Source organism: Priestia sp. 40 (assembly GCF_049368575.1).
GTDB lineage: Bacteria > Bacillota > Bacilli > Bacillales > Bacillaceae_H > Priestia > Priestia zanthoxyli.
In genome coordinates this window covers 103,672-117,337 of sequence record NZ_JBMPZA010000025.1, presented here as the reverse complement: position 1 = coordinate 117,337, position 13,666 = coordinate 103,672, and the positions used below count along the sequence as shown (strand labels likewise).

The following is a 13,666-nucleotide window of genomic DNA, read 5'->3' as shown; positions in this document are numbered from 1 at the left end:
CTCAAGATACTTACTTGTTTTATTGATATGATAATTATAAGGAATTTATTATAAAAAATACCTTTTAAGTATTTTTTTATAAATTTTTGTATTTTGTTGATATAAACATTCTTCAGCTTTTAGATAGAGTATTTCGTATACAAAATAAGACATAATAAGACATATAAAGGGTATAAGTAATGCTTTATGATTCATTCGACAAAACAAGACATTGAACCCAAAAAATCTTTATGATAACATTAAAGCTATTGTTTATATAGGACTTTTGGTTTGTTTTTTCATTCATGTTTCAAGGGTAAATACTCACCCTTGAAACATGAACAGTATAAAGTTATTAGTATAATTTGTTAATTATATTTTTAAAAATATAATGATTTTTCAAATGTTTAGTTTGGTCTATGGTTAGATATTAAACAGATTAATAGTTACTGATTATGGTGATGTCTCCTAACCTTTATCAATGGAGATACTCGGTTGTATTGTGGGTAACTAGTTACCTTAGACGCATATGTTGTCAAAAGTACGGCGTGAGGGAGGGTTAAATGCCCATATTTTAATGTAAGCATTCATAACAAAGTTATCCTAATATAATTTCGTTATGAATGTTTATATATCTCTAAACCAATAAACAGAATTCATAATTAAAATTAGAGAGAGGGATGAGTAATGAAGGGGATCAAAAAAGCGATTATTCCAGCAGCTGGTCTAGGCACACGTTTTTTACCTGCAACGAAAGCAATGCCAAAAGAAATGCTTCCAATCGTTGATAAACCAACTATTCAATATATCGTCGAGGAAGCGGTTCAATCAGGTATTGAAGACATCATCATCGTAACTGGAAAAGGAAAACGCGCTATCGAAGATCATTTTGATTATGCTCCAGAACTTGAAAATAATTTAGTTGAAAAAGAAAAATTCGATATTTTAGAAAAAGTGCGTCAGTCCTCAAATGTTGATATTCACTATATCCGTCAAAAAGAACCAAAAGGACTAGGACACGCAGTATGGTGTGCTCGTAACTTTATCGGCGATGAGCCATTTGCCGTGTTGTTAGGCGATGATATTGTCCAAGCAGAAACACCGTGTCTTCGTCAGTTAATGAATGAATATGAACAAACTCTTTCGTCCGTAATAGGTGTGCAAACGGTTCCTGACAATCAAACGCATCGCTATGGAATCGTAGATCCTATTTCACACGACGGTCGCCGTCACCAAGTGAATACATTTGTAGAAAAACCAGCGGCGGGTACAGCTCCTTCGAATCTAGCAATCATGGGGCGCTACGTCTTCACTCCTGAAATTTTTAAATTTTTAGAAGAACAAGAAGTCGGAGCAGGCGGTGAAATTCAATTAACCGATGCTATTCAAAAGCTAAACGAAATTCAGCGTGTATTTGCGTATGACTTTGAAGGCAAGCGTTATGATGTAGGAGAAAAGTTAGGATTTATTCAGACAACAATTGAGTTTGCGCTTCAACATGATGATCTTCGTAATAATCTATTAACTATTATGGAAGATTTGTTGAAAAAAGAAACGAAGAAACCGCTAAAAATAGAGTAGAATAGGGGGAGTGAGTTGCATTGCCATCAAGTGCTGAATCTAAAACGGAAACTTCTATTCAACAAACACAAGTTACACCTGAAAAGGTCAAGCCTAACAATCAAGCTGTTTACCTTTTGGCTAAGAGATGTATAGATATAGCAGGAGCAACCGTTGGTTTACTTGTTTTGTTTGTTGTTTTTCTTATTGTTGGTCTTTTAATAAAACTCGAAGACCCCAAAGGTTCAATTTTCTTTTCTCAAAAGAGGGTAGGGAAGAACGGTAAAGAGTTTAACATGTATAAATTTCGTTCTATGGTTTCAGATGCTGAAGCAAAATTAGCTGAATTACTTGAACAGAATGAAGCTACAGGCGCGATGTTTAAAATGAAAAATGATCCGCGTATCACAAAGATAGGAAAATTTATCCGTAAAACAAGTATTGATGAACTTCCTCAGTTAATCAACGTTTTAAAAGGGGATATGAGTCTAGTTGGTCCAAGGCCGCCACTTGTAAGAGAAGTAAACGAATATACAGAGTATCAAATGCAAAGGCTACTAGTCACTCCTGGCTGCACAGGGCTTTGGCAAGTAAGTGGAAGAAGCAACGTAGGATTCGAAGAAATGGTCGAATTAGATTTAACATACATAACAACACGATCTCTAATGGCTGATATTAAAATTATATGTCGAACTATTTTTATGCTATTTGGCTCGAAAAATGCTTATTAACATAAGGAAAGCTGGTGTCTTAAAATGAATAAAAATTCAAAAATTTATGTGGCTGGTCACAGAGGTCTGGTCGGTTCAGCTATCGTACGAAAATTGCAAGAAAAAGGCTATAGCAATCTAGTGTATCGCACAAGTGCGGAGCTAGATTTAAGAAACAAACCGCAAGTAGACGTGTTTTTTGCTGAAGAAAAGCCAGAATTTGTTTTCTTAGCAGCAGCCAAAGTAGGCGGTATTGTGGCAAACAATGAATATCCTGCAGAATTTATTCATGATAACTTATTAATCCAATCAAATATCATTGACGCAGCTTACCATAATAACGTAGAAAAGCTATTATTCTTAGGAAGTACATGTATTTATCCAAAATTAGCGCCTCAGCCATTAAAAGAAGAATACTTGCTAACAGGTGCGCTTGAACCAACAAATGAACCGTATGCGATTGCTAAAATTGCTGGTATTAAAATGTGTGAATCTTATAATCGTCAGTACGGAACAAAATACATTTCAGCAATGCCAACTAACCTTTATGGGCCAAATGACAACTTTGACCTTCATACATCACACGTTCTTCCTGCGCTACTTCGCAAGTTCCATGAAGCGAAAGAAAGCAATGCGCCGTTTGTTGAAATGTGGGGGACAGGCACTCCAAAACGCGAATTTCTATATTCAGATGACCTAGCGGATGCTTGCGTATTCTTAATGAATACATACGAAGGCAATGAAATCGTAAATATCGGTGTGGGAGAAGATATTACAATTAAAGAGCTTGGCGAAAAGGTAAAAGCAGTTGTTGGTTACGAAGGAGACATTCAATTTGATACGTCAAAACCAGACGGAACGCCTCGTAAACTAGTAGACGTAACAAAGCTCAACGGTCTTGGCTGGAAAGCAGAAACTGTTCTAGAAGATGGCCTTCAACAAGCCTATCAATGGTTTCTAGATAACGAACTAGCAGCAGCAAAATAAGTAGAAACTTTGCACTAAACTAAATAATAAAAATAACAGTTGATATATATGGAGGATACGATGAAAACAGCATTAATTACAGGTGTAACAGGACAAGACGGATCATATTTAGCAGAATTTTTACTGGAAAAAGGTTACGAGGTCCACGGGTTAATCCGCCGCAGCTCTTCTTATAACCAAGAACGTCTAGAAGATCTTTTAACAGAGGAGGCAGCGAGCGCATTATTAAATAACTCAAACTTCCATCTTCACTATGGTGACGTAACGGATGCACTAAACGTAACGAGAATTATTGGTGACATCAAGCCAGATGAAATTTACAACCTAGCTGCACAATCACATGTACGCGTGTCTTTTGATATGCCTGGATATACATTAGACGTTGACGCAAAAGGTACGTTAAATATTCTTGAAGCTGTACGTATTTTAGGACTTACAGATAAAACGCGCGTGTACCAAGCTTCTACATCTGAGCTGTACGGGAAGGTTCAAGAAGTGCCGCAAAAAGAAACAACACCTTTCTACCCGCGTTCTCCATACGGCGTAGCGAAAATTTACGGCTTCTGGATTACAAAGAACTACCGTGAATCTTACAACATGTTTGCAGTAAACGGAATTCTATTTAACCACGAATCAGAGCGCCGCGGTGAAACGTTTGTAACGCGTAAAATCACGCTTGCTGCTTCACGGATTGCACAAGGTAAACAGCAAAAATTAACGCTAGGAAATTTAGATTCTTTACGTGACTGGGGTTATGCAAAAGACTATGTAGAATGTATGTGGCTAATTCTTCAGCATGACAAGCCGGAAGATTTCGTTATTGCAACAGGGGAAATGCACTCAGTACGCGAATTTGTCCAGCTTGCATTCAAACACACGGGTATTGAAATTGAGTGGAGCGGTGAAGGTTTAGAAGAAAAAGGAACCAACAAAGCAACGGGTGAAGTCATCGTAGAAATCGACCCTAAATTTTTCCGACCTGCAGAAGTTGATCAATTGTTAGGCGATCCGACCAAAGCGAAGACGCTATTAAACTGGAATCCAACGAAGACTTCATTTGAAGAGTTGATTCGTATTATGGTTGAGGAAGATACGAAGAAAGTTGAGAAGGAAGATAAGGTTAAAGTAATGTTTGATTAATAAGGTCATCATTTAATGGTTTCTACAAGGGGCTTGTTTAAAAGCCAGCTTCTCGATGAAACAGAATTTTAAGTTTTACTATTTATCATAATTGAATGCTTATGAGATAAGCTTTTAAAAAATTGTTTCATTTATAATAAAAGAGGATTTTGGACTTATGTAAGCTAATCTTTTAATAGATTACTCAAAATAAAAGGATTAAATTATTAATTGAACAATCACATTTAGAATTAGCTTTTGAAACTCAATTATAAGGGCAGTGAAAAATGTTATTAAATAATTTTAAGGTACTTATCTTAAGTTTTCTATTGGCAATAGGGGTAGGAGTTAGCATTCCGTACCTTTCTAATTTAGTAGAAGCAGAAATTAACTTAAAAGCACCTATATATTTGGTAGTTATCGCAGGAATTATAGTGTTTTCTATATATCTAAATATAAAACAATTAGGAGAATTTGATGTATTCTCTCCATTTGTAATTCCAAATGTGCTTTTTTTAATTATATATGTGTTTAAACCGATTTATGTATTAACAACGGGTGAAATTGGTGTAGGTACATTTAATGTACACCAACTTGCAGATAAAGAGGTAGAAGTCTTCGATCAAGCCCTGCAATACATTTTAATAGGTATATTCGTATATAATGCTTCGTTACACTATTTAGTGAATTTAAATACTAAAGATGTACTAGCACTCAATAAAAATAAATTAAAAAATAATTTTGAAATGATAGTTTTAAATAAGTGGATTAGGTTCATGGCCATATTATCTATAATATTTGCTTTTGGGATTATCATGTCATTAATTATGAAAGCTGGAGGCTTTAGCAATTATGTTAATAATTTAGCCTTAAGGAACGTTTATTTAAAGGATGCAGGCTATTTATTGATTTTGGCTAATTTTTGTAAATTGATTTTATTTATCTATACAGTTAGATTAATATTTTTAAAAAGAAATTACAAAGTTGATGTTTTTATATGGTTGATTTTACTAATCAGTACTCTATTAATTCTAATATTAACTGGTGGAAGGTCTTCAATTCTGTATGGAATTTTAATCTTGATGATAATTAAACATTACTTTTACAAAAAGATAAAAACTCGTAATGTTATGTCACTTGGCTTTTTATTATTTTTTTTAATTGTAATTGTTTATAGAATAGTACTTAGGGATAAATTTTTTGTTTCAAACAGCAATTTGAGCTTTGGAGATATATTATATAATTCTCTTTCTGACTTTCCAAGGTACTTCTTTGGTGGATATGACACTGTACAATTCGATGCTCTAGTAACGCTATTAAGTCAAAAAGACACATATGATTTCTTATTAGGAGATACGATTTTAGCTACTATAATGTCACCTTTACCTAGAGATTGGTTTCCAGATAAAGGATACGGGGCTATGACGTATTTTACTGAAAAATTCTTCCCCGAATTTTATTATCCAAATCACGTTGAAATTAATGTTTCATTTTTAGGGGAATTGTATTTGAATTTTGGATTGTTAGGGATTATAACTGGTTTCTTATTACTTGGTATAGGGTTGGGCATGTTATATAGAGGATTTTTAACAAAAGGCAGTGGATTTTGGGCTTTACTTTACGCTATTACAATTGTAAGACTTACTAGTTTATTAAGAGGAGATCTTTTTAACTTTTATATTTTTTATATGCAAGATATTGTTCCAATAGTGTTAATTATTATAATACTTAGGTGGAGCTTAAGAAGTCAGTAGTTAGTTAAATACTACTGACTTTTTTATTTTAAAGATAAGAAGAGTAGGAGAAGTATATGAATAATGCTTAAAATGTTCTCAAAGTTAGCGTTCTTTAGATATGGACTAATTGAACAAAGTATAATGTCACTATTAAATTTTTTAATAATTATATTTTACAGTAGATTTATGGCTGTAGAAAGCTTTGCAGATTTTGTGTTGATTTATTCAGCAATTAGTTTAGTATTTTTAGTTTGTTCAAGTCTTTTTTCAGCACCAATATTAGTATTTTTACCTGTAGAGTTTAAGATTTATGAGCTAGCTTATATACGCTATATTACTAGATATAATATTGGTTTTACGTTTTTTTTAACCCTCATTGTACTATGGCTTATGAACTTGTATATACTAAATTTAACATTAATAGAAGGTATGTATTCTATAATATTTTCGATTGCATGGACCCAGTACGAATTATTAAGAAAATTAAATTATGGACGTAGTACGGTTAAGGGAATATTTGTAGGGAGTATAGCTTTAGTTGGATGTTTTTCCACATTGAATTTGATATGGAAAGATTCAATGAGTGTTCAAACAAGTTTTCTGGTTTTATCCAGCAGTTATTTATTAGGTATATTCGCAACAGTTTTATTCGACTTTATAAAACATAGCAAAAAGGAAGAACATTCTTACTTAGATAAAAAGAAAGTCATAAATAAACATTGGAAGTTTGCCAAATGGACTGTAGTTGGCAATCTACTCTATTGGGCTTGCACTCAAGGCTTTTTTATTTTAATTGCTAATTATATATCTGATAAGGAGTTAGGTGGGTTAAGAACAGCAATGAATTTGCTAGGATTAATTACAATATTACTTGTTCTTTTTGAAAACACTTTTACTCCTAAAATTTCTAAGTTATATAAAGATGAAGGTGTTGATAGTGTAAATAGATACATTCATAGTCTTCATTCTAAAATTACTCCTATATACTTAATAATAATTATTGTAGTAACAACAATATCATATTTCTCGTTTGATATTGTTTTTGGGAAAAATTTCGAACAATACAAATACCTTACAATGATATTTGGTGTATACCAACTAGCTTTAGGATTAAATAGACCATCGGTAGTAGGATTGCGTGCTTTAAATAAAACTAAACACTTTTTTACAGGGAATTTTATTGGCACGGTAGTGACAATATTTATAGGTCTATTTTTAACTATAAAATTTCATGAATTGGGCTCAGCCGTTGCGATAGCATTTTCAGGAATTTGTATTACAGTTTATTTTAGAAGATCATTTAATAAAGAAATTAGCAAAGCTAGCCTTAGTAAGTAGTTTTATATTTAATTTAGATTAGAAACTTAAGGAGAAAAATATGAGATATTTATTTATTAACGCATACTCTTCAAAAAATAGAGGAGATGCAGGTATAGTTGTAGGAATGATTTATTTAATCAAAAGTATAGATCCTGATGCAGATATTCAAGTTATGTCCTCACATTGGAGGGAGAATAAGAAGTTCTATGAACAGTACGGAGTTTCTTCTATAGCTCCAGTTTGGGAGTTAGAAAAGGAACAGAAAAGTGTGAGACGTTATATTAACGGAGTTAAATCAGTTTTAAAAGTAGCATTGAAACGACGTACTAAAGCAATTCAAGCTTATCAAGAAGCAGATATGGTACTTAGTGTAGGAGGAGGATATCTCTACTCCTCTAGAAAAGGCCCTTTAGGAATTGGTTTATTAAATTCTCTATTTCATTTGTGGGTTGCAACTAAAAAAGGGAAGAAAACTCTTGCTTTTCCTCAAAGTGTAGGACCTATAGATAGTCATATTGATAAATTTATAGTGAAAAAGGTAATAAAAAAGTTAGATCTATTTATCAGTAGAGAAGAGATTTCTACTAAGTTCCTTAAGGAATTGAGGCTTAATAATGTCGTTGAAATTGCTGATATAGGGTTTACGTTACCTAGTCAGCAAGTTGAGAATTGGAAAAATAGGAATAGCTCTAAATTAAAAGTGGGGTTAACATTATTAGACTGGAGGTTTGCCATGAAAGGAATTGGAGATAACGAGATTGATGAATATGTAAGTAAAGTAGCCGAAGTTTGCAATAGGTTATCTTCAAAATTCAGTGAATGTTCATTTTATATTTTTCCTCAAGTGACTGTCGGGGATGGAGATACAGACTACGAAGTTTCTAAAAGTTTATTACAAAAAATTCATACTGAAAATGCTAGAATAGTGAACTTAGATGAGTTTAGCAATAGACCGGAAGAGTTAGTATATTTATATGGTGACATGAACTTATTTATAGGAAGTAGAATGCACTCTACCATTTTTGCTCTCGCTGGTGGTACTCCTACTATAGCTTTGGCATATCAGCCTAAAACTAAAGGTACCTTTAAAAAATTAGGACTTCAAGATTATGTATATGATGTTCATGATTTTTCAATAGACGAAGTATACAGCAATATCGAGAATCTAATTGATACAAAGAATTACCCTATAGGAAGAGTGGAAGAGGAAATTGAGCAAATTAGATCAACATTAAAAGAAAAGTTAAGTTAAATACTTAGCGCTTGAGAATATATTAATTAGGTAAATTAGGTAGGTGAGTCACCTTTGAAAAAAGTCATTGTTATAGGTCCTATTCCTCCTCCTATCCATGGTGAGAGTATTGCCTTAAACCAAATTGTTAGATCAGAAAGAATAAATAATAAATATAAATTAATTGTTATAAATACTAATAGAGCAGTAATTAAGAAAGTTGGTAAGCTTTCCTTTAAGAAAATATTCCAGGATATAATAGTAATATTTAAAACTTTTTTTAGTCTAATAACTTCAAAAAAACATGCTTTGTATGTCTCAATATCTCAAACTAAATTAGGGTTGTTTAGGGACTTAATAATCATAGAGTTGGGAAATAAGTTTGCTTCGAAAACCATTATCCATTTACATGGAAATAACTTAGGGAATGTTCTAGATTCTTTATCACTATTTCAATTGAAAATCGCTAAAAGAATTTTAAATAAAGTTACAACTGGAATTGTTCTGGGAGAGAATCTAAAAAAGAATTATCGAGGTTTTATAAGAGATATTCAAGTTGTACCTAATGGCATAGATACAAATTTTATTTCTGAAAATGATATTTCAAAAGCAAAATTGAACAAGAATAACTCTCAATTAAACATAGTATATCTAAGTAACCTTATGAAAGAAAAAGGATATATGGAACTAATAAAAGGGGTATCTGAATTAATTATAGATGGGTATGCTATAAATTTAGTTTTAGCTGGTGCTATACATAATTCAAAAGATTATGAGGAAATGAGAGTACTTGTAAAAGATAAGAACCTTGAGAAATATATTAAGTATGTTGGAATTGTGACAGATGAAAAAAAGAAAAACCTGTTGTTAGATTCGGATATAATGATTCTTCCTTCAAATTATGCTGTAGAAGGCCAGCCAATTTCTATTATTGAAGGTATGGCAGCAGCATTACCTATAATTTCTACTAAAAGAGGATGTATTGAAGATTTAGTTAAGAATAATGGTATTTTGTTGAAGGATGGAACTTCATCTTTGATAAAGGAAGCAATTATAAACATTATCAATAATCCACTAAATATAGAGATGTACAGTAAAGAAAGCCGTAGGCATTATTTAGATAATTTTTCTGATGAAAAATATATCAATAATATAATTAAAGCTATTGATTAAATAGGAGAAAGAATATGAAAAAAAAAAAATTGGTATTTGTTATTAATTATTTTTATCCTGATTTTGCATCAACGGGTCAGTTGCTTACAGAACTTTGTTTGAATCTTCAAGATGATTTTGATATCACTGTTATTGCAGCTCAGCCTGGTTATGCTGGCCAACAAATAACAACCAATAAATTATTTGAACAAGATTTCTTGGAGAATATTAGAGTCATAAGGATTCGCCTACCAAAAGTTAATAAAAAATCTAAGGTAAGTAGGATGAAATATATCTTTACATATTTTACTTTGGCAAATTTTGCGCTGTGGAAAGAGAGAGGTGTGGATGCTATTTACACAATCTCTCAACCCCCTATCTTAGGAGGACTTATAGGAACAATAGGGAAATTTTTAAAGAGATCTAAGCATATTTATAACATTCAAGATTTTAATCCAGAGCAAGCAGCAGCTGTTAGTTATACCAACAAACAATTCATTTTTAAAATAGCTAAAAAAATAGATATGCTTAATTGTAAATATTCTGATTGTGTAATTGTCGTTGGAAACGATATGAGTGAAACTTTAAAAGAAAGATTCAAAGATGAAAAGGTTCCATATCATGTAGTTATTAATAATTGGACAAACGAAGATGAAATTTTGCCTTTAGCCAAAGACAATAAAAGTGTAGCAAATTTTCTTAAAGCAAATAATTTAGATAATAAATTCATTATAATGTATTCAGGAAACATTGGTCTTTATTATGATTTAGAAAATATTATTAAGGTAACTAAGTACTTTAGAGAATATGCAAATCTTGAATTTGTATTCATTGGTGAAGGTGCAGTAAAACAGGATATGCAAAGGTTTGTAAAGGAAGAAAATATTGAAAATGTAACGTTTCTTCCATATCAACCGAAGGAATTTATTAAGTATTCTTTGAATGCTGCTGATGTCCATTTAGTTGTAAATCAAAAGGGTATAAAAGGAGTATCAGTGCCTAGTAAAATTTATGGTATTATGGCAGCAGGCAAAACTATCTTAGGTGTACTAGAACAAGGAAGTGAAGCGGAAAGGTTAATTGCTAAAAGTGAATGTGGTGCTGTCGTAGAACCGCAAGATTACCAAGGAATTATCGATAAGATAAGTTACTTCTATAGTATAAACGAAGAAGAGTTGGCTAGGCTGGGAGCTAATGGAAGGGATTATTTAGACGAACATTTAAAACGAGAGATATCTATCAATAAATACCGTAATGTTCTTACAAAAATTATGAAATTATGAGGCTTGTATACACAAGTCTTTTTTTATTGGAGGGAAATGAATGAAACTTGTGTTGTTATCAGGTGGATCTGGTAAGCGTCTATGGCCGTTATCAAATGATACGCGTTCAAAGCAGTTTTTAAAGGTATTAGAAGGACGAGATGGACAGAAAGAATCAATGGTTCAGCGCGTCTGGAATCAAATTAAAGCGGTTGGGTTAAACGAATCAACAGTCATTGCAACTTCTAAGCTTCAGCGTGATATGATTCGAGGTCAGGTCGGAACCGACATTCCGTTAATTATCGAGCCTGAGCGCCGCGATACGTTTCCAGCTATTGCTTTAGCTGCTTCATATCTTCATTCTGAGGAGCAAGCATCTGAAGATGAAATCGTTGTGGTGCTGCCAGTTGATCCGTACGTTGAAGACGGATTTTTTGAACGTGTAAAAGATTTAGAAAGTGTGCTTCGTAATTCAAAAGCTGATTTAGCATTAATGGGTGTTACACCTACGTATCCTTCATCTAAATACGGATACATCGTGCCGGAAGGAAAAGTACAGGGGGATAGTTATTTTACAGTGGATTGTTTTACAGAAAAGCCTAGTGAAGAAGCAGCTGTGGGATTAATTAATCAGCGTGCGCTTTGGAACTGCGGCGTTTTTGCGTTTCGTTTAGGTTATTTGCTTCAAATTTTACAAGAAAAAAACCTTCCGCTTCAATTTGAAACGCTGCATAAAGAATATACAACATTGCCTAAAATTAGTTTTGACTATGAAGTGGTGGAAAAGGCAAGTCACATTGTTGCTTTACCTTATGATGGCTATTGGAAAGATCTTGGTACGTGGAATACGTTAACGGAAGAAATGGCGACGTCTCAAATTGGAAAAGGTGTGTTAACAGATGACTCGGATAATACGCATTTAGTAAACGAGTTAGATATTCCAGTTACGGTATTAGGCGTAAAAGATGTAGTTGTTGCGGCTAGTCCAGACGGAATTTTAGTGGCGGATAAAGCATCTAGTCCTAAGATTAAAGAAATTATTGGTGACTGGAATTATCCTCCTATGTATGAAGAACGCCTTTGGGGCTGGTCCCGCGTGTTAGATTATGCGAAATATGATGAAGAAACAGAAATGGTGACAAAACGTATTCATATTTCGAAAGGAAAGAACTCAACATATCACTATCATAATTTGCGTGATGAAGTATGGACGATTGTACGTGGAGAAGGAGAGCTTGCGCTTGATGATTACATTCGCCGCGTGAAAGCAGGGGACATTATTCACTTGCCGGCTGGTAAAAAGCATGGAATTCATGGGTTAACTGACCTTGAATTTATTGAAGTCCAAACGGGGAAAGTCATTTCAAATGAAGATACTATTCGCCTTATTTATGAATGGAACGATGTGATTAAACAATTCCAATCATCAAGACCGCAGGTGATTCTATAAAAAGTAGAAGCTTAGATATAGTCAAAGCTTCTACTTTTTTTTATGCAACCAATGAGGAGGTGCTTCTGGTTGAAAACAATTGCCTATTATATTTCAGACTACGGATATGGCCACGCGACTAGAAGTACGGCCATTATTCGTGAATTATTAAAGCAAGATGAAGGAATAGAAATCATTATTTGTCATTCATTTGCGATTGAGTTTCTTAGACAATCTTTTAAATATGAACGTCGTGTGAGGTTTCGAGAGATTTTAATGGATGTTGGCTACGTACTAAAAGAAAATTCATTAGAACCAGACGCTGATTTGTTAAACTATAAAGTTGCTTCTTACGTCTCAAGCTTTCATACAAAGCTTGTGTATGAAAAGCGATTTATGAAAGTAGCCAATGTTTCATTTGTGATTTCGGATATTTCTCCGTTAGGAATCGCGGGTGCCTATCTATTAAACCTGCCTTCTTTAGGAATATCAAATTTCACTTGGTTTACAGCATATGAAGGGTTAATTGGAGAGCTATCGCTGGAATTTTTAGAAGAACGCTATAAGCAGATGACGTATCAGTTTTCGCTAGCATGCAGTGATGAGCCACATTGGGGTATCAAAGAAAATCAAAGCTTCGGTTTCTATTCAAGAGAAATAAACGATTCTGAAGTAAAGCGTATTCGTAAAGAGATTGACCCTGAAGGTGACAGTCACATCATCTACTTCGGCCTGGGGATGAAAGTAGATATTGAAACGTTGTCGGACTTGCCCATTTGGCAAAGTCCAAACTGCAAGTTTATTATTTCATCGAATGTCAATGTTACTCATCCCAATGTATATAAAATTCCTCATGAGGAAACAGAAACGCAGCACTATGTAGCAGCGGCTGATCTTGTTTTAACAAAAGCAGGGTGGGGGACGATCAGTGAAGCGGTTTGCGCTGGTGTGCCGCTGTTGATTACAAATCGCAGTAGCATGAAAGAAGACCGTCATACGATTGATTATTTAGTTCATCATCAGCTATGCGACCTCATAGAGTGGAAGGAGTTAGAAAGCTTAGTAGTGACTCCTTTACTCATTGAAACATGCAGACGGCAGCAAATCAATCGCTATAAAAATGAAGCGATGCATATCGCCGAAGAAATCAATAAAAAAATAAACAGTAAGTAAGGAGTTCA

General features: G+C 33.5%; 11 protein-coding genes. All 11 read left to right on the top strand.

Annotation, left to right across the window (positions count from 1 at the left end):
• Positions 1-666 precede the first annotated feature (666 nt).
• The 11 genes from galU to ACO1DI_RS25255 all read left to right on the top strand — a co-directional run bounded on the left by galU (position 667) and on the right by ACO1DI_RS25255 (position 13,658).
• Positions 667-1,560: a UTP--glucose-1-phosphate uridylyltransferase GalU gene (galU, locus tag ACO1DI_RS25305; RefSeq protein ID WP_208732638.1), complete on the top strand. Its 894-nt coding sequence runs from the start codon at positions 667-669 to the stop codon at positions 1,558-1,560.
• A 56-nt stretch (positions 1,561-1,616) separates the two neighbouring features.
• On the top strand, positions 1,617-2,270 hold the full coding sequence (locus tag ACO1DI_RS25300; protein WP_208733498.1) for a sugar transferase: 654 nt from the start codon (positions 1,617-1,619) through the stop codon (positions 2,268-2,270).
• Between the two features lie 24 nt (positions 2,271-2,294).
• Complete coding sequence (fcl, locus tag ACO1DI_RS25295) at positions 2,295-3,236, top strand: GDP-L-fucose synthase (protein WP_208732637.1); 942 nt, start codon at positions 2,295-2,297, stop codon at positions 3,234-3,236.
• A gap of 60 nt (positions 3,237-3,296) precedes the next feature.
• Positions 3,297-4,376 (top strand): GDP-mannose 4,6-dehydratase, encoded by a 1,080-nt coding sequence (gene gmd, locus ACO1DI_RS25290; RefSeq protein WP_208732636.1) that lies wholly within the window; start codon positions 3,297-3,299, stop codon positions 4,374-4,376.
• Between the two features lie 266 nt (positions 4,377-4,642).
• Positions 4,643-6,109: an O-antigen polymerase gene (locus tag ACO1DI_RS25285; protein ID WP_208732635.1), complete on the top strand. Its 1,467-nt coding sequence runs from the start codon at positions 4,643-4,645 to the stop codon at positions 6,107-6,109.
• Between the two features lie 168 nt (positions 6,110-6,277).
• On the top strand, positions 6,278-7,429 hold the full coding sequence (locus ACO1DI_RS25280) for a lipopolysaccharide biosynthesis protein (RefSeq protein ID WP_423145700.1): 1,152 nt from the start codon (positions 6,278-6,280) through the stop codon (positions 7,427-7,429).
• A gap of 40 nt (positions 7,430-7,469) precedes the next feature.
• Positions 7,470-8,663, top strand: a complete 1,194-nt coding sequence (locus ACO1DI_RS25275) for a polysaccharide pyruvyl transferase family protein (protein ID WP_208732633.1) — start codon at positions 7,470-7,472, stop codon at positions 8,661-8,663.
• A gap of 54 nt (positions 8,664-8,717) precedes the next feature.
• The gene (locus ACO1DI_RS25270) at positions 8,718-9,815 is read left to right on the top strand and encodes a glycosyltransferase family 4 protein (protein WP_208732632.1); all 1,098 of its coding nucleotides are present in this window, start codon (positions 8,718-8,720) and stop codon (positions 9,813-9,815) included.
• Between the two features lie 14 nt (positions 9,816-9,829).
• Positions 9,830-11,077 (top strand): glycosyltransferase family 4 protein, encoded by a 1,248-nt coding sequence (locus tag ACO1DI_RS25265; protein ID WP_208732631.1) that lies wholly within the window; start codon positions 9,830-9,832, stop codon positions 11,075-11,077.
• A 40-nt stretch (positions 11,078-11,117) separates the two neighbouring features.
• Positions 11,118-12,506 (top strand): sugar phosphate nucleotidyltransferase, encoded by a 1,389-nt coding sequence (locus tag ACO1DI_RS25260; protein WP_423145699.1) that lies wholly within the window; start codon positions 11,118-11,120, stop codon positions 12,504-12,506.
• Between the two features lie 69 nt (positions 12,507-12,575).
• Positions 12,576-13,658 carry a glycosyltransferase gene (locus tag ACO1DI_RS25255; RefSeq protein ID WP_208732629.1) on the top strand — a complete coding sequence of 361 codons (1,083 nt, stop codon included), beginning with the start codon at positions 12,576-12,578 and terminating at the stop codon, positions 13,656-13,658.
• Positions 13,659-13,666 lie beyond the last annotated feature (8 nt).